The organism is Paenibacillus sp. Marseille-Q4541 (genome assembly GCF_018310695.1).
Lineage (GTDB): Bacteria > Bacillota > Bacilli > Paenibacillales > Paenibacillaceae > Paenibacillus.
The window spans coordinates 1-22,581 of sequence record NZ_JAGXCY010000035.1; the positions used below are offsets into that span (position 1 = coordinate 1).

Annotated in this window: 16 protein-coding genes and 1 riboswitch; of the genes, 6 read left to right on the forward strand and 10 right to left on the reverse strand. The window is 43.1% G+C overall.

All coding sequences use genetic code 11. The features are described from left to right. Positions 1-69: 69 nt before the first annotated feature. Positions 70-945, reverse strand: coding sequence for a cation diffusion facilitator family transporter (locus KFT32_RS22680; protein WP_211749715.1), 876 nt, complete (start codon positions 943-945; stop codon positions 70-72). Positions 946-1,269: 324 nt separating this feature from the next. Here KFT32_RS22680 and KFT32_RS22685 point away from each other — a divergent pair, with 324 nt between their 5' ends. Further along, positions 1,270-1,455: a hypothetical protein gene (locus KFT32_RS22685; RefSeq protein WP_211749716.1), complete on the forward strand. Its 186-nt coding sequence runs from the start codon at positions 1,270-1,272 to the stop codon at positions 1,453-1,455. Positions 1,456-1,541: 86 nt separating this feature from the next. Here the strand turns inward: KFT32_RS22685 and KFT32_RS22690 are convergent, their stop codons facing one another. Next, positions 1,542-3,167, reverse strand: coding sequence for an ABC-F family ATP-binding cassette domain-containing protein (locus KFT32_RS22690; RefSeq protein WP_211749717.1), 1,626 nt, complete (start codon positions 3,165-3,167; stop codon positions 1,542-1,544). Between the two features lie 259 nt (positions 3,168-3,426). Between KFT32_RS22690 and KFT32_RS22695 the strand changes: the two genes are divergently transcribed. Together KFT32_RS22695 and KFT32_RS22700 are read left to right on the forward strand one after the other, a co-directional pair. Beyond that, on the forward strand, positions 3,427-4,563 hold the full coding sequence (locus KFT32_RS22695; protein ID WP_211749718.1) for a virulence factor: 1,137 nt from the start codon (positions 3,427-3,429) through the stop codon (positions 4,561-4,563). Positions 4,564-4,698: 135 nt separating this feature from the next. Further along, positions 4,699-4,910: riboswitch (Lysine riboswitch) on the forward strand. Between the two features lie 102 nt (positions 4,911-5,012). After that, the gene (locus tag KFT32_RS22700) at positions 5,013-6,467 is read left to right on the forward strand and encodes an amino acid permease (RefSeq protein WP_211749719.1); all 1,455 of its coding nucleotides are present in this window, start codon (positions 5,013-5,015) and stop codon (positions 6,465-6,467) included. Between the two features lie 44 nt (positions 6,468-6,511). Here KFT32_RS22700 and KFT32_RS22705 read toward each other — a convergent pair whose 3' ends face one another. From KFT32_RS22705 to xylA, 4 genes are all read right to left on the reverse strand, one after another. Further along, entirely contained in the window at positions 6,512-7,633 is a 1,122-nt protein-coding gene (locus KFT32_RS22705; protein WP_211749720.1) for a transglutaminase domain-containing protein, read from the reverse strand. A 195-nt stretch (positions 7,634-7,828) separates the two neighbouring features. After that, positions 7,829-10,168 (reverse strand): YcdB/YcdC domain-containing protein, encoded by a 2,340-nt coding sequence (locus KFT32_RS22710; RefSeq protein ID WP_211749721.1) that lies wholly within the window; start codon positions 10,166-10,168, stop codon positions 7,829-7,831. Between the two features lie 309 nt (positions 10,169-10,477). Beyond that, on the reverse strand, positions 10,478-11,971 hold the full coding sequence (xylB, locus tag KFT32_RS22715; RefSeq protein ID WP_211749722.1) for a xylulokinase: 1,494 nt from the start codon (positions 11,969-11,971) through the stop codon (positions 10,478-10,480). A 210-nt stretch (positions 11,972-12,181) separates the two neighbouring features. Continuing rightward, on the reverse strand, positions 12,182-13,498 hold the full coding sequence (gene xylA / locus KFT32_RS22720) for a xylose isomerase (RefSeq protein WP_211749723.1): 1,317 nt from the start codon (positions 13,496-13,498) through the stop codon (positions 12,182-12,184). A 209-nt stretch (positions 13,499-13,707) separates the two neighbouring features. Here xylA and KFT32_RS22725 point away from each other — a divergent pair, with 209 nt between their 5' ends. After that, positions 13,708-14,868: an ROK family protein gene (locus KFT32_RS22725; RefSeq protein WP_211749724.1), complete on the forward strand. Its 1,161-nt coding sequence runs from the start codon at positions 13,708-13,710 to the stop codon at positions 14,866-14,868. 156 nt (positions 14,869-15,024) lie between these two features. After that, positions 15,025-15,222 (forward strand): hypothetical protein, encoded by a 198-nt coding sequence (locus tag KFT32_RS22730; protein WP_211749725.1) that lies wholly within the window; start codon positions 15,025-15,027, stop codon positions 15,220-15,222. Positions 15,223-15,353: 131 nt separating this feature from the next. Here KFT32_RS22730 and nagZ read toward each other — a convergent pair whose 3' ends face one another. Further along, positions 15,354-16,676 carry a beta-N-acetylhexosaminidase gene (nagZ, locus tag KFT32_RS22735; protein WP_211749726.1) on the reverse strand — a complete coding sequence of 441 codons (1,323 nt, stop codon included), beginning with the start codon at positions 16,674-16,676 and terminating at the stop codon, positions 15,354-15,356. A 150-nt stretch (positions 16,677-16,826) separates the two neighbouring features. Further along, on the reverse strand, positions 16,827-17,768 hold the full coding sequence (gene trxB, locus KFT32_RS22740; RefSeq protein ID WP_211749727.1) for a thioredoxin-disulfide reductase: 942 nt from the start codon (positions 17,766-17,768) through the stop codon (positions 16,827-16,829). Between the two features lie 341 nt (positions 17,769-18,109). On the opposite strand from trxB, the gene KFT32_RS22745 reads away from it, so the two are divergent. Continuing rightward, a complete protein-coding gene (locus KFT32_RS22745) occupies positions 18,110-18,841 on the forward strand; it encodes a ZIP family metal transporter (protein ID WP_211749728.1) in 732 nt (243 codons plus the stop codon). 123 nt (positions 18,842-18,964) lie between these two features. On the opposite strand, the gene KFT32_RS22750 is transcribed toward KFT32_RS22745, so the two are convergent. Together KFT32_RS22750 and KFT32_RS22755 are read right to left on the reverse strand one after the other, a co-directional pair. Continuing rightward, positions 18,965-20,917: a heavy metal translocating P-type ATPase gene (locus KFT32_RS22750; RefSeq protein ID WP_211749729.1), complete on the reverse strand. Its 1,953-nt coding sequence runs from the start codon at positions 20,915-20,917 to the stop codon at positions 18,965-18,967. 349 nt (positions 20,918-21,266) lie between these two features. Next, positions 21,267-22,580, reverse strand: coding sequence for a homocysteine synthase (locus KFT32_RS22755; protein ID WP_211749730.1), 1,314 nt, complete (start codon positions 22,578-22,580; stop codon positions 21,267-21,269). Between the last annotated feature and the right edge of the window lies 1 nt (position 22,581).

Below are 22,581 nucleotides of genomic sequence, written 5' to 3' on the forward strand. Positions count from 1 at the left end.
GTCTGCTGCAAGCTTTAACAGCTTGCAGCAGACACCCTTTTTCACAAAGGACAGAATAACTATGAAACATTAACGTAATGCAATTTTCGGTTCTACGTGTACATGAACATGCATAATGTTATGGTGCCGTCTCATATTTTCCTCAATGGTATCACTGATTTTATGCCCTTCCACAAGACTCAAGTTCGGGTCAACCTCTACGACGACATCAACCATCACATGGCTTCCATACAATCTTGCTTTTACATCCTTAATCCCTTGAACTCCTGAGGTTTTTGCAATTGTACTTCGTAAATCTAGCAGTTCCTCTTCATTAAATCCATCGGTCAAACTATGTGTTGATTCTCTGAAAATATCCCATGCAGTTTTACAGATTAACAATCCAACAACAAAAGCTGCCACCGTATCAAGCCAAGGCAATCCGAGCTGTGCACCTAAAATACCAATACCTGCTCCGACACTGACCAGCGCATCCGATAAATTATCTTTTGCAGCTGCCATTAGCGCCTGACTCTTAATCTGTTTTGCAAGCTTACGATTGTATAAATAGACAAAAATCATGACGACTGCCGATATGGCTGCTACTGCAGCAGACCAAGCGTTCGGAATCTCTTTATTCCCTTCAAATAACCCTTTCGTTGCATCAATCAGTACCTGTATACCGACCATCGCCATAATAAAGGAAGCCACCATTGCAGCTACTGTCTCAGCACGAAAATGTCCATAAGCATGATCAGAATCGGGCGGTTTTCTCGATATTTTAAGACCTATGAGTACTGCGATTGAAGCTACGATGTCGGTCATATTATTGAGACCATCCGCCTTCAGCGCACTTGAATTAAAAACAAACCCACAAAAGAGTTTAAAAGCAGACAAAACAAGATAAGCTGCGATACTGATCCAGGCACCGCGCTCTCCTTTTTTAATATCATCATAAGCGTTCAACCAGAAGACACTCCCTCAAATTAGCTTTATCAAGAAAAAGACAGGACGAAAAACTTTGTCTACTCATGTTACCAAACGGAGATCGTGTGGGTCTACAGAAACAGTGTTGCAGCTCCACATTGCTGTAGTGACTGTGAAACAGTGTTGCTTTATGGCAGGGCTGTATGATTAATTAAACTTTTTTGCATTAGTGCAATTATTCTTCCCGCACGGTTCATCCCACTTTAACTATTCTTTCCCTTGTTCCCGTATTTAAAAACGTATAAAATAAGGTGGATATCAGATAATAAGTATTTTAAACATCTCTTAGGAGGATGTACCCGTATGAATGAAGAGAATGAACAACGCAAAGTAAGTCTAGCCGATGCGATCAAGCAAAAATTGGCACAAAAAAAAGAACAAGCTTCTTCCGGCAATCGTGGAGGATTTCAAAGCGCAGGAACCAAGAAAATGGTCAGTCAAAATAACAAAAAACCGAATAATCAACGCCGCCGTACAGGTGGTTCATAAAAGGTTCTCTGTTAGCAACCTAAAAAAGTCCGTATCTCTGACGAAGAGATACGGACTTTTTATATTACTTTAGCTGGATTTTAGAATTAAGCCTCAGCCGGATACATTTGAGCACGAAGCTGTTTCACTTCTTCACTATCGAGATACTCATCATAGCTCATGGAGCGATCGATTACACCGTTCGGTGTAATTTCAATGATGCGATTCGCAATCGTTTGAATGAACTGATGGTCATGGGATGTAAACAAGATGGTACCATCAAAATCAATCAAACCATTATTCAGTGCAGTAATGGATTCGAGGTCAAGGTGATTCGTTGGCTCATCCAGAATTAGCACGTTCGCACCGTTCAGCATCATTTTGGACAGCATACAACGAACTTTTTCTCCCCCGGAAAGAACACTTGCTTTCTTAAGTGCTTCTTCTCCAGAGAAAAGCATACGTCCCAAGAATCCGCGCAAGAAAGTTTCTTCCTGATCTTTGGAGAACTGACGAAGCCACTCCACCAAATTCATATCGACACCTTCAAAATATTTGGAGTTGTCTTTCGGGAAATAAGCTTGTGTTGTCGTAACTCCCCATGCGAATTCACCTGCATCAGGTTCTGTCTCATTCATAAGCACTTCAAACAATGTCGATTTAGGCAAAGTGTTTGGACCTACAAAAGCAATCTTGTCGCCTTTATTTACAACAAAGCTAAGATCGTCAATGACTTTCTCGCCTTCTACGGATTTAACAAGACGATCTACGGTAAGCAGTTGTTTACCTGCTTCACGCTCTGGCTTGAAGTTAATAAATGGATATTTCCGGTTTGACGGACGAATATCATCCAATTGGATCTTCTCGAGTTGTTTCTTACGGGAAGTTGCTTGCTTCGATTTCGATGCATTCGCCGAGAAACGCTGGATAAACGCTTGAAGTTCTTTCATCTTATCTTCTTTTTTCTTATTCGCATCACGCTGCAAAGCAAGTGCCAGCTGACTTGATTCATACCAGAAATCATAGTTACCTACATATAGCTGGATTTTACCAAAGTCGATGTCCGCAATATGCGTACAAACTTTGTTTAAGAAGTGACGGTCATGGGATACGACGATAACAGTACCTTCGTAATCCATGAGGAAGTTCTCCAGCCACTGAATAGATTCCAGATCCAAATAGTTGGTAGGCTCATCGAGCAAAAGGTTATTCGGATTACCGAACAAAGCTTGTGCCAAGAGTACCCGAACTTTTTCATTTCCGCTAAGCTCAGCCATTTTGTTCTCGTGCATTTCACGAGGAATACCTAGACCGATCAGGAGTGCAGCTGCATCAGGTTCAGCATCCCAGCCGTTCAGCTCAGCAAACTCACCTTCTAGCTCACCTGCGCGAAGTCCATCTGCTTCTGTAAAGTCAGATTTAGCATAGAGCGCATCTTTTTCTTTCATAATACTGTAGAGTTTCGTGTGACCCATAATTACAGTCTCAAGTACCGGATATTGGTCGTACTCGTAGTGGTTCTGTTTCAATACAGCCATACGCTCACCTGGTGTCATGTGTACTTCACCTTGGTTCGGTTCAATCTCACCAGATAAAATTTTCAAAAATGTAGATTTACCTGCTCCGTTGGCACCAATAAGACCGTAGCAATTGCCCGGCGTGAACTTGATGTTCACATCTTCAAATAGTGCGCGCTTTCCGTAGCGGAGTGTTATGCCGCTTGTACTAATCATTCAAGAATCCCATCCTTTATATTAAAATAAATTTATTTCATAAGTTGTATCGTAAGCTCTTATACAAGCCCTCAGGGCATACAACAGCAGTATAAACCGCATTTACCCGTATGGCATCATATTATAGCATAAATATGATCTATTTTCTCAATTTACAAAAGGAATACACACTTTTTGGATTTATTTCATTCCTCATGTACAATAATGGAGATTACTTTATCTCAAGATGAATTTTATATGAACGGAGGTATTTTGACTTATGAAAATTATATCCATAGAACCTACGCCAAGTCCCAATACAATGATGCTTCACTTGGATGAACAACTTGAAGCGGGAATTCGTAAAACATATACCCTTGATAATGAACGCTCTGCCCCTGCTTTTATTCGTCAAATGCTTCATATTACCGGTGTCAAAAGTGTATTCCACACCGCTGGTTTTGTTGCTCTCGACCGTAAAGGAAATGCAGACTGGTCTGCCATTCTTGGTGAAGTCCAAGAGAAACTTGGTCAGGAAGGTGCCGAACTGAACTGGACTCAATCTGAGGAAAACATCGGTGAACACTTTGGCGAAGCCCAAGTATTTGTTCAATTTTTCCGCGGAATTCCTATGCAGATTCGTGTAAAATCCGGTTCTCAAGAAGAACGTATCTCCCTATCGGATCGATTCGTTAAAGCTGTCACAGAAGTTGCTTCCAATACGCTGATCAAAGAACGTAAGCTAACAGACTATGGAGTACGTTATGGCGAACTGCCTGATATTGCGCGCGAAGTAGAACAAGAGCTAGAAGCTGCTTTCCCGCAAGAGCGTCTGCAGAAAGTCATTGATCAAGCAATCGCCCATGGCGCCAATCAAGACGAATTTATAGAGCAGCGCCGCGATCTAACAGATGAAGAAGTGAAGACTGCTCTTCAAAATGAGGACTGGCGTGTTCGTTATGCTGCTCTAGATCAAATGGAGCCTACTCCGGAACGAATCGATCTTATCCATACGGCTCTTCAGGATGAGAAAATGCAGATTCGTCGTCTTGCGATTATTTATCTTGGTGATTTAAAAACGCCGGAAGCTCAAGAACTATTATATGAAGCAATGCAGGATAAATCCCCTGCCGTGCGCCGAACAGCAGGAGATACTTTATCAGACATTGGAGATGCTGCAGCCACGCCGGTTATGATTCCAGCGCTCAAAGATAGCAGTAAGCTCGTCCGCTGGCGGGCCGCACGTTTCCTCTATGAAGTAGGAACAGAAGATGCAAAAGAAGCTCTCGAAGAAGCTGTGAATGATCCTGAGTTTGAAGTCAGTCTTCAGGCAAGAATGGCTCTCGAACGTATCGAATCCGGGGAAGAAGCAGCAGGCACGATATGGCAACAAATGGCGGGTCGTAAAAAGGATTAACTTAACAATAAACTCACACAAAAAGGAAGTTTGTACCATTGATTTAGATGTATCCTTCCTTTATACTAGAGTCTGTTTTCCACAAGATTTTTGGACAATTATATATTAAGATACACCTCATCATACGTAAGTTTACGGTGAGGTAGAGGTCGCGAATACGATGAGTAGACTAAGGAGAGGCATATGAGCTGCCGCTAGCATCCGGGTCAAAAGGCGTATTTGCCGAAATCTGTGAGTAATGCTCGATTGAAATATACTCCAGGTTGGGGCTGCTTCCGAAAGGGGCAGAACTGTCATAGCATGATTCTCTTTACTAAAGGGAACAGCTATGTTGAGCTATCTTCACATTGAAATTAACGTATGGTGCGGAATTGATAATAAAGACCGCCGGTACCTACCTGCGGTCTTTTTGTATTGTCTGACTCAAAAAGAAGGAGTGTATTTACATCATGCAACATGACACACCAGCACCCACACTGAAAAAGGGTCTTAAGGCACGCCATATGACAATGATTGCACTAGGCGGATCGATCGGAACAGGACTCTTTCTAGCGAGTGGTGGTGCTATCGCATCTTCTGGCCCTGGCGGTGCTCTTATTGCTTATGCGGCCGTTGGCATTATGGTGTATTTCCTGATGTCCAGCCTTGGTGAGCTTGCCACTTTTATGCCGGATTCCGGTTCGTTTAGTACTTATGCAACTCGGTTTGTAGATCCATCTCTCGGTTTCGCACTGGGGTGGAACTTCTGGTATAACTGGGCGATCACAATAGCTGCCGAATTATCTGCAGCAACTCTCATCATTAAATACTGGTTTCCTGATAGCAACTCCGCGTTGTGGAGTTTACTTTTCCTTTTGCTCATTGTTGGACTCAATGTACTGTCGGTCAAAGGATACGGGGAATCGGAATATTGGTTCGCTCTTATTAAAATTGTAACGGTTATTATATTTTTGATTGTCGGTGTCATGATGATCGTGGGTATTATTGGCGGCGAAGCCGTTGGTTTTAGCAACTTCACGATTGGAGATGCACCGCTGCACGGAGGATTTTTTGCACTGCTTGGTGTATTTATGGCTGCCGGTTTCTCCTTCCAAGGCACAGAACTAATCGGTGTTGCCGCTGGTGAAAGCGAAAACCCACGTGAAAATGTACCGCGTGCCATTCGTCAGGTGTTCTGGCGGATTTTGCTCTTTTATATTTTTACGATTCTGGTCATTGGTCTCATCATTCCATATACAAGTCCGAGTTTGCTAAAATCGGGTATTGATAGTATCAGCGTCAGTCCGTTTACCTTAGTATTCGAAAAAGCAGGACTTGCTTTCGCAGCTTCTGTCATGAATGCAGTTATCCTTACTTCTGTCCTTTCTGCCGGAAATTCCGGGATCTATGCTTCTAGTCGTGTGCTCTTTGCCCTTGCGAAGGAAGGAAAAGCGCCACGGATTTTTGGCAAGCTGAACAAACATGGCGTTCCAATCTATGCCCTTCTAGTTACTGGAGCAGTTGGAATGCTCGCCTTCTTTGCTTCATTTTTCGGGGATGGCGTCGTATACACTTGGCTACTAAATGCTTCAGGAATGTGCGGATTTATTACATGGCTCGGTATTTCCATTAGTCATTATCGTTTCCGAAAAGCTTATATCGCCCAAGGACGCGATTTGAAAGACTTGCCTTTCCGGGCAAGATGGTTTCCGTTCGGACCGATCTTTGCCTTTGTTTTATGTTTGATTGTTATCCTAGGTCAAGTTTTCACTCTCGATCTAAGTAATGTAGGATGGCTCGATCTGATAGCAACCTACTTCACGATTCCTTTATTCCTGATCATCTGGCTAGGTTATAAATGGAAGCATAAAACAAAAGTGATTCCACTTCAGGAATGCGATTTCGAATCTGGACAACATTCTTAATGAAAAAAGCCTGATCTACACCAAAGTGTAGATCAGGCTTTTTCTTATTCAAGGTTCCAGCTCACTTTCACCTTAGCATCTCCGGTATCCTCAAAATCAGATACATAATAGGAAATGGATTCGAGTCCTAGACTGTACAAATCCTTAAGGGCCTCCGTAAGTCTTGCCCTCTCCCCACTGTAACGGAAAAGGACCGTCTTTTGCTCTTCCTTTATTGTTTCCTTTACGAGTGCCTTTAGATCAGCAGAACTACGAATAATTTCATCCTCATTATAAAGAACGTAATCCAGTTTACGATAAAGACGATCGTAGGCTTCTATCTTTCCATCATTTTGTTGCTGTAGTTCTCCGAGGGTATCCCGATATAACTGGGTTGCCGCTGGATATTTTTTTTGCCACGTATGATCCTCAGCCATCTCTTGATCTGTAAGTAAATAATAGTTATAACTCACCTTACCCGGTTGATTAGGCGTTGGATCATCCCATGTTGCGTCCAGATGATACCATTTGCCATCGAGTAATACCAAATTCCAAGCATGGAGTTGTCCTCCTGCCTGACCCTCCACAATCCGGTTCTCTATCCCCGACTCCTCCAGCATCTTATAAGCAAGTAGCGAGTATCCTTGGCATACGGTACTACCTGTAGCAAGTCCATCATAGGCAGTGTACTTCTGCAGTGACTCATCATACGCAAGATGAAGCACAATCCAGTCATGAATGGCTTCCACCTTCTCATGCGCATTCATTTCGGGTGTAATAATCTTCTGTAAAATCTCTTTTACTCTACGTTCCACATACGCTGTCTGCGTCTTGGACTCCCGGTATTTCAAATCAATATTGACTTCAGCAGACACATTGTTTCCTTTGTAATGATAAGCATAACTTTTTATATTGTATTGAATATAGGGGTCGCTGGCCATCGCTTCTTCAATGGCATTTTGCAGAGTGGACTTCAGTGTTTTGACTTTTCCCTTGTAGGTAAACTTCACACTTTCTGTTCTGCCTAGCATAGCTGTTGTTAATACGGTATGCATACTTTCCGACGTTACCACTTTCTCCGTAGAAGCAGCATACAACGTATCCAAGTCTACCGCACGGGGAATGCCGGCGAGCATCACAACGCCGAGCAGTACAACGATTAATAAACCAAAGCGGTTTTTCCTCAAGGTCGTCTCCGCCTCTCTTCGGGTAATGGGCTCTAGTCTTTACAGGAATATTGTAACATAAACGCTCTTGACATCTCTTTTCTAGTTTTGTCGATCCTCCTCGAAAAAAAATAGCTTCCTTAGTAGGAAGCTATTTCTGTATCTAACTATATCTATTCAGTTTATGAAAAATAAGTACCTGTACTATTCAATTCATTAATAATAGCGATAGGATGACTGACTATTCATGAAAAAATCAAGTTTCCCTTGTAATTCAGCTAGTCGGCTCAGTACTTTAGATGCTTCAGCAACCGTTACTAGGCGTTCCGGCAGGAAGCGTCCATCAATCAATGGAAGCAGATCTAACTTGATCGCGAGTGAAGCAGCCCCCTTATTCTTAATCTGTGAAGCATCCGCTACACTCGGCAGATCGGAACCCTCTTGATAGAATTTGGACAATTTATCATATTTTAAAATACTCACAATCATCTCGGATAATTGTTCACGGGTAATTTGGTCGTCGGCAGACAACTTCACTTCTGAATCAGCTTCGAGCCATCCATTCTCAATCAGTATGCTCACAACTTGATAGTATGGACTTTCTACATCGACATCTGCAAAAAGTTGTTGTTCACGGCTGGAATAATAACCATTCTCCGGGTTCGGATATACAGCTCTTGCAAGGTAAGTATACCAGTCACCTTTAGTAATCGTTCGCTCCGGCTCTACTTTCCCTTCCGCACTCGGTACCAGCACACCATGTGAAATCATATTTTCAAGCACTTTTTCATTCTGATGGCCTTTGATATCCACTACTTCAGCTACTATACTTTCTTCTTCACTTGAATAAAGTGAACGCCATTTAGCTGTAACACCGTCCAAAACTTTTGATGCATAATAATCAGATTCGCCGTTGGCCAAAGTCGGATTATACACCAGTTTAACCGTTCGCGGTACCTCTCCATTGTTAGAATAATACCCACCATAACCTTGATAGCCGAGTTCAAGTTTATATTCCTTTAGGTAAGATGCTATGGCTTGTTCCTTGGTAACGGAAGGTTCTGCTGCAGGAAGTTTCTTCGCGTCTGCATATAGGCTGTTATAGTAAGACTGGACAATTCCCTTCTTGGAAATCGTCATTTGTATACCATCGTTATATACGGATACTCCGTTAATATATCTGCTAAATGAGAAACTGTAGCTATCATCCGAGGTATAAATAGAAGTAAGTTTCAGTTCCTCAGACGCATTAGGTACCAAAGCAAGTATTGTTTTGAGTACCTGCTCTTTTGCTACCTCTTTCGAGATGTCTTTACCTTGGGATTGCTTTGAATCATTTTGCTCAGATTCTGTATAACTAGTATAAAGATTATAACTTTTGATTTCCCCTGTCGTCTGATCCACTTGTACGGAAATATCGTTCATAAACATGCGATCAGGGCTCACATTTTCTTTTTCAAAACGAATATCCCACGTGGACTTTCCTGTACCATATCTATTCTTAACCAGCCTTGTGTCCCGCTGCACATAGCCTTCTGGGAGTGCTAAATACTTCTTAATCAAGGCAACAGCCTCATCTTGACTAATAGGTGAAGCAGCAGGTTTAAATTTCTCGCTTCCTGTAGGAAGCGCCTCGTTTAGCATCTCCGTTGTATTATCTCCGCTAATATCAGCCGAATTCAGTATTTTTCCGGTATTTGCATCAATACCGATTCCCTCACCCGTAGGTACATATCCAATATAATAATTGGTATGTCTAGCTCCAAGTGGATAGCTTACAGGGATATAGGCAAGCTGCACATCAAAACTTTTCTTGAATAAAGCTTCTGCTTCAGCTTGGGTGACCTTTGGCGTAGATGATGGGTATTTACTATCTAGGCTTGACCTTGAATAGCCAACAACTTTTCCGCTATCATGCACACTAATAGAAGCCTGACTATCGCTTGCTGGCAGACCATTCACTTTAAGCTGATAGCTAAATGAATACTGTGCGTGACCAAAAAGTGGGGGCGTCTCCCCCATCCCTTGATACACCAATCTGTAGTCTTCTTCTTTTAGATTAGGAAGCGCCTTACGAAGAAAAGTCTTGCTGATCTCGGCTGCATTTTCTTTAGAAATTCTTTGATCCGTATCATTCGTTTCCCATAGGATTTCAGGAACGTGGACAGACAAAACTTCTCCGGTTTCTCCGGATACCCTTGCATTGAAACCATGCGTCATTGTTCCTTTTTCCACTTGATATTGCAGGTCCCAATCTTTCTTATCCGTTTTCGGATAAGAATAGCTGTCTCCGTAATTAACAGAGACAAGAGTAGCTTTAGACAATTCAGGAAAAAGAGCCACTATCTTTTTATGTGCTTCATTTGAAGAGATTTTAGCACCTGTAGGTATTTTGGAATCCGTAATAGAACTGACTGCCTGATCATCTTTAGTATTACTTACAACTGCAGAAGCAGCAGAAACACTTTGTATCGCACCTTGCGTATGTACACCAAGCATGATGGCCGCCATCGCAGCTGCTACTTTTTTCACCGGAATAGATGACCTTTTATCCAAATCTGTACCTCCCCTTCAATTTCCAATCTATGCCATTATATCACAATATAAACTATCATATTCCATATTTTACATTTAAAAGTATTGATTTATGATCGAACTTTTTAGCCGGAAAAAGTATGCTAAACCCCATTCACTCTACCATAACTTTCAGTAGCGTAAAACCCTACTTCCATTATTTCTTACCAGTTCCATGGAAAAATTGACGATTTTAAGACCTTATTTTCATACAAATACTACTCAAATAAGTCAAATAACCACCTCAGCTTGAAGAATGCGAGGTGGTTATTAGGTCTGCGAATAAAGCTCTTATCTATATTCTGCTAATTGCTCATTGAGTTCGCGTGTTTGTCCATATACGTTCTGATATAGTGCAAACAATTTATCGTATCGTGCTGCGGTTTCAGGATTCGGTTCATAGGTTTTTGCGGGACGGATAAATTCAGCAGCACATGCCTGAAGAGAATCAAACCAGCCGCATCCATAAGCAGCAAGCATCGCTGCCCCCATCGCTGGGCCTTGTTCGCTTTCCAACTTAATAATTCGAGCATTAAAAATATCAGCCTGCATTTGCAGCCATGTTTCATTTTTGGCACCGCCGCCAATAGAAACAACTTCATGAATGGTTTTACCAGATTCACGGATAATATCAATAGATTCTCTCAAGGAAAAAGTAATCCCCTCCAGTACGGCACGTCCAAAGTGCGGAAGGGTATGACCTGCGTCCATCCCGATAAAGCTGGCTCGTACACTCGCATCTGGATGGGGGGTACGTTCTCCAACTAGATAAGGAGTAAATAGCAGCCCCTTGCTGCCTGCCGGTATTTGATCAATACCGCTGAGCAGTTCATCAAATGATAGGTCTTTTGCAAATGTATCCTTAAACCAGCTCAAACTATATCCAGCTGCGAGCGTCACACCCATAATGTAAAAGGCGTCTTTTTCCCCGTGGTTAAAAAAGTGAACTTTCCCTTCGAAATCAAGCTCTCTACGTTCTTCATAAGCAAGAACTACGCCAGAAGTACCGATACTGCTCATTGTCTGACCTTCACTTAGAATTCCTGCCCCAATTGCACCACAGGCATTGTCCGCTCCACCCGCGAATACTTTCGTCTCCGCGTTAAGACCAGAAGCTTTCGCAATCTCCGGCAGCAAGGTTCCTACTTCTTCAAAAGACTCTACGAGTCTTGGACAAAGAGTGAGAGGCAGTGAGAAGGCTGCTGCAATAGACTCACTCCATGTTTTACTTGCTACATCCAAAAGCAGTGTTCCTGCCGCATCTGAATAATCCATGGCATAATCTCCGGTTAACCGATAGCGGACATAATCTTTCGGAAGTAGGAATACCGATGCCTGTTCCAGGATCTCAGGTTCATGCTCTTGAACCCATAATATTTTGGGGAGGGTGAAACCTTCCAGTGCACGGTTTTTCGCAATCTGCAATAAATCCGCACCTAATGTCTCCTCAATTCGGCGGCATTGTGCCGTTGTCCGTGTGTCATTCCACAACATTGCCGGACGCAGCACCTGACCTTCCTTATCCAGTAATACCAGTCCATGCATCTGTCCTGAGAAGCTCAGTCCTGTAACATCCTCAGGGGACACGTTTGACATCCCCAACAGCTTACGGAGAGAAACTAACGTTTGCTCTACCCAATCTTCCGGATTTTGTTCGCTATAGCCAGCCTTGGGCTGATACAGCGGATAGGGCTCTGATGATTCAAACAGCACCTCGCCACTGCGGTTGACGAGGACCGTTTTGACTGCACTCGTTCCTAAATCTATCCCGATAACATAACTCATTGTATTCCTTCCTCCCCATATTCCATACTTTTTCTTCTACTATATAAGAAACGTCCCCGCACCTTTCGCATACGGGCGAAAAAGGCCGGGGACGTTCCGTAAAGTCTCTACTAAAAATTAAGGCGTCCTGTTGGCTTGTTCAGTTAATTCCCTTTTCAAAAAAGGGCTGCTCAGATAAGATACCTATCTGACCCTACTCGAATCAAAGTATTAGTCAGCCAAGATATACTGGTTAAGTGTTGCTTTCAGAAGCTCTTGACGACCTGATTTATTCGCACGCGGCGTTTCATTGTTCAGTGCGTACTCAGCAAGGGAGCTTAGAGTTGCTTTTCCTTCCACTACTTCTGCACCGATGCCTTCTTTAAAGCTCGCGTAACGATTTTCGATAAAGTTATCAAATACACGATCCTCAATCAGCTTCGCAGCTACTTTCAGACCTTTCGCATACGTGTCCATACCTGCAATATGAGCAAGGAACAGATCTTCTGGCTCGAAGGAAGAACGACGTACTTTTGCATCAAAGTTTACGCCACCTTTACCAAGTCCGCCATTCTTCAGTACTTCGTACATTGTAAGAGTTGCATCATAGATATCTACTGGGAACTCATCTGTATCCCATCCGATCAACAGATCACCCTGATTGGCATCCAGTGATCCAAGCATACCGTTAATGCGTGCCACACGAAGCTCATGATCAAAGGTATGACCCGCAAGTGTAGCATGGTTTGCTTCAAGATTCAGTTTGAAGTCTTTATCTAAGCCGTATTTTTGCAAGAAGGCGATCGATGTTGCTGCATCAAAATCATATTGATGCTTTGTTGGTTCTTTCGGTTTAGGTTCAATAAGGAACTGAGCATCAAAGCCGATCTCTTTGGCATAATCAACAGCCATATGGAACATACGGGCAATGTTGTCCTGCTCTAGAGCCATATCCGTATTCAGTAAAGTATCGTATCCTTCACGACCGCCCCAGAATACGTAGTTTTCTGCACCAAGACGTTTCCCAACTTCGAGACCTTTCTTGATCTGAGCTGCCGCGTGAGCATATACATCTGCATTGCATGTAGAAGCTGCACCGTGCATAAAACGTGGGTTAGTAAACATGTTTGCTGTATTCCACAACAGTTTCTTACCGCTAGCTTTCATCTGTTCTTCAATCAAATCTACGATCGTGTCGATGTTGCTGTAGAATTCACGCAAACTATTTCCTTCTGGAGCAATATCAACATCATGGAAACAGAAGAAAGGAAGATTCATTTTCTCCATAAATTCAAATGCCGCTTCAACGCGGACTTTCGCAAGGTCAAGACCTGAATATTTATTATAAGAACGAACAGCGGTTTCTGCACCAAAAGGATCAGCCCCACCAGCCGTCAACGTATGCCAGTATGCCATACCGAAGCGGAAATGCTCTTCCATTGTTTTGCCAGCTACGACTTCTTCCGGATTATAAAATTTAAATGCAAAAGGATTTTTCGATTCTTTACCTTCAAATGCAACTTTGTTCACGGATTCAAAATAAGCCATTGTACAAAGCCCTCCTCTGAATTATTAATTTCCGATTCGCGAAATCGTTTACAACGATATACTAACACACTCTTTTCTACTTTGTCTATTGGTTAAACAAAGTTTGTTCATTTTTGTTTTTTTCTGCTACAATAGACGTTACATATGTACCAAGAGACGAGATCTCGGAAAATATGACAACGCTAATTCCTGAAGGGATGTGCTGATTCATGGCAATAACCGGAGATCAGGCTCTGGTCAAAAAAATTAATAAGTCCATTATTTTAAATACGATCCGGCAGCATGCCCCCTTATCCAGGGCCACCGTATCTACGCTATCCGGATTAAATAAAGCGACCGTATCCAATCTTGTAGCAGAACTTATTGAGGGACATTTGGTCACCGAACTTGGACCGGGGGAATCCAGCGGCGGACGCAAACCGCTCATGCTCCTTTTTAATAAACATGCTGGTTATGCGGTAGGCATAGAAGTCAGTGTGAGACGTCTAAAAGGGGTGCTGACCGACCTAGCCGGATCGATTGTTGCTGAGGAAATTCAGACACTTGATAACCACGATGTCTCTTCCATTTGTGATTCGATTGTATCTATGACCAATCGATTGCAACATAAAGCTCCATCTTCCCCGCATGGGGTCATTGGTGTTGGCATCGGAGTGCCTGGGATGGTAGACGAAGAGGGCACCGTTCTTTTTGCACCCAACCTTGCATGGAATATGGTTCCCCTTCGGAGCATGTTAGAAGAAGAACTCCATATCCCAGTCACCATAGATAATGAGGCAAACGCCGGAGCTTTGGGCGAGTTTCATTTCGGGGCAGCCAGAGGATTACGACATCTCATATATATCAGTGCAGGAATAGGGATTGGATCAGGAATTATGATTGACGGAGAACTGTATAAAGGAGCATGGGGTTATGCTGGGGAAACCGGACACATGTCCATTGATGCAGAAGGAAAGCAATGCACCTGCGGAAATCGGGGCTGCTGGGAGCTTTATGCATCAGAAAAAGCATATGATGAGGCTAGCTGGCAGCTGCCCTCACGTTCTACTTCCGAACTTATTGAACTTGCCGCCAAAGGGGATCCTGTAATCCTTGAACTCTATAAAAGTATGGGGCATCGTCTAGGGGTAGGGATTACAAACATCGTAAATAGTTTTAATCCAGAGCGCATTATTATCGGAGGTCCACTCTCTGAAGCCCAGAAATATATGGAAACCTCTCTGCAGCGGGTCGTTGCCGAGCGAACCCTTCCCTATCACCGGCGTAGTCTCCACATCGGCTTTGCTCAGCTTGGTGCAAGTTCTACCTTAATCGGTTCGGCCTATGGAGCCATATCCCAGTTTCTCGGACAAATTCGGGTTCGTACGTAAAATGTAAAAATTTAACGAAAATAGACAAAAATTCGCCCTATTTTCTGGACTGAATTCCCAAGTATCCAAGGTATAATAAGTCTAACTATGTGTCATTTATTACTGCAAAGGTTTAAATTGCAGCTATACCTTACGCACGGAATGGAGAGAACTCTCGTGACTTATGTGGATACTTCCGATATTTCAGCCGCGATGTTCATCACGGTCCTGCTTTTCCTCATTATTATTGCCCCTTTGGTTAGTCTGGGAATTCTCAAACTATTTCAAGGCAAGAAAAAACAGGCATTATGGTACGTATTATCCGGTGTAGCCGTCTATTTTATATTCCAATGGTTTATGTGGTTTGTTTTTTAGCCAAGGTTCTATCCATAATCTGTACAATATATTTCTTTCAAAATTATCAAAAAAAGAGAGACAAAAAGTCTCTCTTTTTTTGATATCTACATATTTGGCCTTTCTATTATCTAAGCTTTAATGAGTCTCTTCTACCGAATCTGATCCGCTATCTGCTTATGTTCCTCAGAACCAAACTTCTTTAATGCCTCTGCAGACAAATTCTTATCTGATAGTTCATATTTATCTTTCAGCTTCAGAATACGAAGCACATGTTTATCCACTTCCGATTCGGACATCCTTCCTTCTTCTACTGCGGTCTGAATCGCGCTGTAAGCTTCCGATGCTTTTTCCGGTGTGTGACCAAACAGAACCACATCTGCCCCGGCTTCAAGGGCCATCACAGCAGCCTCCCCAGAACCATAATTTTTCTCAATCGCTCCCATTTCAAGGTCGTCCGTAACGACAACGCCATCATAATGAAGTTCCTCTCGCAGTATTTCTGTAATCATGACAGGTGACAGCGAGGCAGGTTTGCCCGATGAGTCTATACCTGGATACTGAATATGTGCAACCATCATCATGTCCGCCCCTTCCTTTATCGCCTTTCGAAAAGGAACAAGCTCCAACTTCTCTAACTCGGCTTTCGTTTTGTCTACAACAGGTAGACTCTCATGTGAATCAACTACTGTATCTCCATGACCGGGAAAGTGTTTCACAACTGAGATTATTCCGGCTCTCTGGAGTCCCTTCATTGTAGCAATTCCATGAGTGGATACTTCTTCTGCCGTTGTACCAAAAGCTCGATTACCGATTACCTTATTATCTGGATTACTATAAATATCTAGGACAGGAGCATAATCTACATTAAATCCAAAAGCGCCGACCTCTTCTCCAATAACTCTTCCCACTTCTTCAGATAATTTAGCATCATCTTGCTCCCCAATAACAAGAGCAGATGGGAACTCCGTTTTACCATCCGGTAAGCGTGACACACGCCCTCCTTCTTCATCTACGGAAATGAAGAGTGGTTTGTTGCCCTCCGGATTACTTGCCTTGATATCATTGATAAGCTTAAGCAGCTGATGCTTATTTTCTACATTCGGTCCAAACAAGATGACACCGCCGATTTGTCCAGAAGCAATAAACTGTGCCTCTTCAGCTGCCAGTTGTGTACCGGAAAATCCCGCAATAATCAGCTGACCTATTTTCTGCTCTAAGGTCATCGATGCAAGCTCGGCTTCATACGTCCCTGTATCCTTCTCCGAAGTTTCATCTTTATATCCAGGCAGTTCCGTTCCTCCCAAGTTATTTCCTTCCTCTCCTTCTGCTTCAGACCCGGAATCTGCCTCTTGGTTCTTGTCTGGTTCGGAAGCGGAATTGTTCACAGAGGGATTCTCAGGAGACTCTGCTCCCGTAGCACAGCCCGTTATAATCAGAATAAATAACAATATAAAAATATATCCTTTTTTCAAAATCATCGCTCCTACGTAATCATTCTCTATCCTTTATACTACCCATCTATCGTTAAAAAGAAAAACCGCCCCCAAATACTGGGTGCGGTTTAAAATAATTTCATGGAATTTCGTTCACACTTACTCATAAGTTGAATATATAAACAAGAATTAGTTCGCTACTGCACTGTGCTCAAGACTCTCGATAAATCTCTCGGAATCCATCGCTGCTTTACATCCGCTGCCTGCTGCAGTAATGGCTTGTCTGTAGCGAGTATCTTGTACGTCACCACATGCAAACACACCAGGAATATTCGTTTCACTTGTGCCCGGATTTACAACGATATACCCATTGGCATCCGTAGTCACTTGACCATCCAAGAAAGCAGTATTCGGATTGTGACCGATTGCTACGAACACACCATCAGTTTTGATGATTTCTTCTTCGCCTGTTACATTGTTGATCACTTTCAGACCGTTTACTCCTTTTTCACCGGCAAGGATCTCAACAGGTGTACGGTTCAGAGCCCATTCAATTTTTGCATTGTCACGCGCACGATCTTGCATAATTTTTGAAGCACGAAGCTCTTCACGACGGTGCACTACTGTTACTTTGGATGCGAAACGAGTCAGGAAGTTAGCTTCCTCAAGAGCCGAGTCTCCGCCGCCGATAACAATAATTTCTTTACCACGGAAGAAGAAGCCGTCACAAGTTGCACAAGTACTTACTCCGTAACCTACGTTTTCTTGCTCTCCAGGAATGCCGAGATATTTAGCAGAGGCACCCGTAGACAAAATTACAGTTTCAGAAACGATCTCGCCTTGACCTTCTACTTGGATTTTGAAAGGACGTTCTGCCATATCAATGCTGTTAACCCATCCCGTACGGAATTCAGCACCGAAACGTTCTGCCTGTTTGCGCATATTGTCCATAAGTTCGGGTCCCATAATACCTTCAGGAAAACCCGGGAAATTTTCTACTTCTGTTGTTGTGGTAAGTTGACCGCCTGGTTCAGGACCCTCAATGACGAGTGGTTTCAGATTGGCGCGCGCCAAATAAATTGCTGCAGTCAGGCCCGCAGGACCTGTACCGATAATAACCGATTTATACATTCACTTTACCTCCCGATTTCTTCCGCAAAACACTAAAGTAAATGAACTTCGAATGAACCAGGTGCGAACAAGCATACAATAAGTTATTACCTTTGATTCGAAAAAAGAGGAACTGTCATTCCCTTACCTTGTCATCCCTTGCCGAATCGGAAATAATGTAATGAATCGCTCTACCCGTTCATATAAAAAGCAACCTTTACGGAAATGGAATACATAATTTATAATAATTCTAATCTAGATATAATTATGATCATTTTCAAAGTCGATGTCAATGATCTTTGCATGTCTTATTCTTGTAGTAAATAGAGAGAACAGCATCAAGAGGAGGGAATACGAATTTTATGACTGAAGCAATAATTGGCAGTATTATTTCAGCCTTGTCTACGGGACTTGGTGCATTACCCATCTTATTTATGACCAATGTGACTCATCGCCTGCGGGATATTTTGCTCGCTTACGCTGCAGGAATCATGACTTCAGCATCGATGTATAGTCTCATTCCAGAAGCGCTGGCGCAATCCAATCTTATCGTACTCGCTATCGGAATTATGGCAGGTAGCTGCGTACTGCTCATCTTAGAGAGATATATTCCTCATATCGATCTAGAAAATCCAGAATCCCGTCCGTTTAATATTGAAGGGAAGGCTTTCCTTATTATTGCTGCCATTACGATGCATAATCTACCGGAGGGTCTCTCGGTAGGTGTCAGTTACGCTAGTGCTGACGAAAATCTCGGTAATCTGATCGCCTTATCAATTGGTTTGCAAAATGCACCTGAAGGTTTTCTCGTTGCACTATTCCTAGTAAACCAAAATATTGGCCGGTTTAAAGCACTTGGTATCGCTACATTGACCGGTGCAGTTGAAATTATCACTGCCATCATCGGGTACACACTCAGCAGTGTGGTAGAAGGACTTGTCCCTTATGGTCTTGCCTTTGCTGCAGGTGCGATGATGTTTATCGTCTATAAGGAGTTAATCCCGGAAAGTCATGGGGATGGTAATCAGCGTGTAGCTACGATTTCCTTCCTTCTTGGTCTCATCACGATGATTACTCTTACAGAGATATTCTAGCCAATTCCAATTAGATCTGCTAAAGAGAATAGGTAGGTTAACAGCAAAAAGCGCCGCTTCACGGCGCTTTTTTTATTTCTGCTTCCGTTCTCTAATTCCATAGAACAAACAAAAACATAAACGTTATTTTAACAAACGCAGTCCATTTAATATAACCAAGATCGTGCTACCTTCATGACCAATAACTCCAAATGGCAATGCAATCTCGGTCAGGAAGTTTCCCGCGATGAGCAGCGTGATCACTGAAATGGCAAATACAATATTCTGCTTCACTACGCTTGCTGCTCTTCGAGACTGCTTGATACTCCAAGCAATCTCTTCGATATTGTCGTTCATGAGCACGACATCCGCTACTTCAATGGCAGTACCGCTGCCGGACATCCCCATTCCTATTCCGACGGTCGCTGCTGCCAGAGCAGGTGCATCATTCACTCCATCTCCGACCATAACGACATGACCGTAGGTTTCCCGGAGTTTGCGTACCTGCTTTACCTTTTGTTCGGGCAGGAGCTCAGCGTAAACAAAATCAACGCCCGTCTCTTTTGCTATAACATCAGCGGTTCCTTTTCGATCCCCCGTTAACATGGCAACTTTCACACCCAGTTGTTGCAATCGTTTCACAGCATCAAGTGCCTGAGGACGAACCGTATCACGCATCGCAATCATTCCGGCGATTTCATCTTCTCTAATAATGACCGATACCGTCTTTCCTTCCTGCTCTAGCACGGCTCTTGTTTGAATCCAAAAAGAATCGGTATCTCTCTGGTCCAGAACATCCGTTTTACCAATGCTCCATTTCACACCGTCCACTATTCCTTCAAGACCCCAGCCTGTTATGGACTGAACTTCATCGGCCTCTCGCATCTCTGCACCTGCTATTCTTGCCTTACTTACGATTGCTTCAGCGAGCGGGTGCATGGATTGGCTTTCGATCGCTGCAGAGGCAGTCAGCAGCTGCATTTCATCAAAACCTTCTGCTGTGTATAAATCCGTCACTTCAGGAACACCTCTGGTGAGAGTCCCTGTTTTGTCAAAAGCGACCACCGCAGTTTTGGCCATATTTTCAACATGTGCCCCGCCTTTAAAGAGAAGACCTCGTCTCGCACTGCTTGAAATCGAAGACAACATAACCGGCATAATTGAAGCTACTAACGCACACGGAGAAGCAACGACAAGAAACACACATGCTTTGTAGAATGAATCTCCCCAGGTCCACCCAAACAGAAGAGGAAGAGCCCCAATGATAACAAGGGTAATGGCTACAATTAACTTGGCATAAATGCCTTCAAATTTCTCAATGAAACGCTGAGACGCGGGTACTTCATTCTGTGCTTCTTCTACCAGTTTAATAATTTTTGAGAAAAGAGAATTTTCAGCAAGCTGTGTAACTTCAACGTACAGTGCCCCTTCCCCATTCATGGTGCCGGCAAATACCTCATCTCCGGACGCCTTCTCGACAGGTGTAGACTCGCCAGTGATGTAAGATTGATTGACAGACGAACTTCCTTTGTACACTTTCCCATCCGAAGGCATCAGTTCACCAGGCTTTACAAGAATCAGGTCTCCTGGCGCAAGTTCATCGGTTGAAACAAGCTCCATTGTGCCACGATCAATTCGCAGCGCCGTTTCCGGTTTTAATGAAATAAGTGAAGAAATATCTTTATGGCTGCGTTCGGTTGTATAGCTCTCCAGAGCACCACTCAGCGCAAAGATAAAAATGAGCATAGCCCCCTCGTTCCAATAACCGATGGCAGCCGCTCCCATCGCCGCCGCGATCATAAGCAGGTTTACATCGAGATCTCGCTCCTTAACAAGCGTTGCCACCCCTTCTTTTGCCTTTGCCCATCCGCCAATGGTGTAAGCAGCAATGTATAGCAAGATGGATAATAATTCATTGCTTCCTGAGATCCCCCAAGCCGCTAACATCATGACACCACTGCCAAGTGCTGCTTGCATCTCTTTATTTCTGAGCATCATTTTAAAGTTGGGGCCGCCTTTACGTCCTGGTTGTTGCGGTGGTGCAGAATGTCCTTTGGTTTGAACCACTGGGTTTAATCTGTTATTAATTGCATCCATTACGATCACTTTCCTCTCTCTGTTATATTCATTGAGTTCAACTAATTGAGAATGAGAGCCATTGTTAATGCCCTTAAAATGGCACATGCTGCTTCGGGAGACCCGAAGCAGCATGGTTTTTTACATGTTCTATTCACTTTTGTGTTCTATTTTGCTGAGAATGATAATCAATATTGTACTAGTACAATTATTTTTATCTAGTGCAACTTTTTTTATAATTATATTCGCATTCCCTTTCTTTGTAAATAGGCAGTTGCTCAAGCTCATCAATAAAATAAATCAAAATAAAAAGGCACCCTTTTGGGTGCCTTTTTATTTTAAATTTAAGGATAAAAACTTTATATGCTTATTAAGTGGAAGGTATGGCCGCTTCCTGACTTGCCGCGATAGCCTGCTCCAGATCCTGCAATATATCTTGAATATTCTCTGTACCAATCGATAAACGCAGTAACTCCGGATGTACACCTGCGGACTTCTGTTCTTCTTCACTCAGCTGTTGGTGCGTCGTACTTGCGGGATGAATAATAAGTGATTTCGAGTCTCCAACGTTAGCCAGGTGGGAAAACAGTTTTACATTTTCGATTAGTTTTGCACCTGCTGCTGCTCCTCCTCTGATACCAAAAGTAAGGATGGCCCCCTGTCCTCTAGGCAAATACTTCTGTGCAAGGGAATACGAAGGATGGCTTGGTAGCCCCGCATAGCTTACCCACTGTACATCTGGATGTTGTTCAAGAAACTCGGCAACTTGAAGTGCATTCGAACTATGGCGTTCGAGACGAAGATGAAGAGTTTCTAGGCCCTGCAGCAATAACCAGGAATTAAACGGTGCGATACTCGCACCCAAATCACGCAATAGCTGAACTCTTGCTTTTACAATGTATGCTAGTTCTCCAACAGCCTCCGTATATTTCACTCCATGATAACTTGGATCAGGCTCTGTCAGACCCGGGAATTTATCCCCTACACTCCAGTCAAACTTACCACTATCTACAATCACACCGCCGATTGAAGTACCGTGGCCTCCAATAAATTTCGTCGCAGAATGAACAACAATGTCCGCTCCGTGCTCAATTGGTCTCAATAAGTAAGGACTTGGAAATGTATTATCTACAATAAGGGGTAATCCATTGTTATGTGCAATCTCTGCTACAGCTTCAATATCAAGTACATTTCCTTGTGGATTTCCGATCGTTTCAGCATAGAGGGCCTTCGTCTTATCTGTAATCGCCGCACGGAAGTTCTCTGGATCAGTTGAATCTACAAAGCGAACCGTAATACCTAGCTTCTTCAGTGTATTGGAGAACAAGTTATATGTTCCGCCATATAAGCTTGATGAAGATACGATCTCATCTCCACTTCCTGCGATATTCAGAATAGCAAATGTAATGGCTGCTTGACCTGAAGCCGTAGCAAGCGCACCTACCCCGCCCTCAAGTGCTGCAATTCGCTTCTCAAACACGTCCGTTGTAGGATTGGTGATCCTTGTATAGATATTTCCGAACTCTTGAAGGGAAAACAAATTAGCTGCATGCTCACTGTCACGGAATCCATAAGAAGTCGTCTGATACAAAGGAACTGCTCTCGATAAAGTCGTTGGATCAATTTCTTGACCTGCGTGCACGGCGAGCGTTTCAAAAGCGAAATCCTTTTTGTCATTTGACATA

Excerpts from the sequence above, each read along its gene's own strand:
- KFT32_RS22685 (WP_211749716.1), top strand. The coding sequence starts at position 1,270 with ATGAATGAAGAGAATGAACAACGCAAAGTAAGTCTAGCCGATGCGATC.
- KFT32_RS22690 (WP_211749717.1), bottom strand. The coding sequence starts at position 3,167 with ATGATTAGTACAAGCGGCATAACACTCCGCTACGGAAAGCGCGCACTA.
- KFT32_RS22695 (WP_211749718.1), top strand. The coding sequence starts at position 3,427 with ATGAAAATTATATCCATAGAACCTACGCCAAGTCCCAATACAATGATG.
- KFT32_RS22700 (WP_211749719.1), top strand. The coding sequence starts at position 5,013 with ATGCAACATGACACACCAGCACCCACACTGAAAAAGGGTCTTAAGGCA.
- xylB (WP_211749722.1), bottom strand. The coding sequence starts at position 11,971 with ATGAGTTATGTTATCGGGATAGATTTAGGAACGAGTGCAGTCAAAACG.
- xylA (WP_211749723.1), bottom strand. The coding sequence starts at position 13,498 with ATGGCTTATTTTGAATCCGTGAACAAAGTTGCATTTGAAGGTAAAGAA.
- KFT32_RS22725 (WP_211749724.1), top strand. The coding sequence starts at position 13,708 with ATGGCAATAACCGGAGATCAGGCTCTGGTCAAAAAAATTAATAAGTCC.
- trxB (WP_211749727.1), bottom strand. The coding sequence starts at position 17,768 with ATGTATAAATCGGTTATTATCGGTACAGGTCCTGCGGGCCTGACTGCA.
- KFT32_RS22745 (WP_211749728.1), top strand. The coding sequence starts at position 18,110 with ATGACTGAAGCAATAATTGGCAGTATTATTTCAGCCTTGTCTACGGGA.
- KFT32_RS22750 (WP_211749729.1), bottom strand. The coding sequence starts at position 20,917 with ATGGATGCAATTAATAACAGATTAAACCCAGTGGTTCAAACCAAAGGA.
- KFT32_RS22755 (WP_211749730.1), bottom strand. The coding sequence starts at position 22,580 with ATGTCAAATGACAAAAAGGATTTCGCTTTTGAAACGCTCGCCGTGCAC.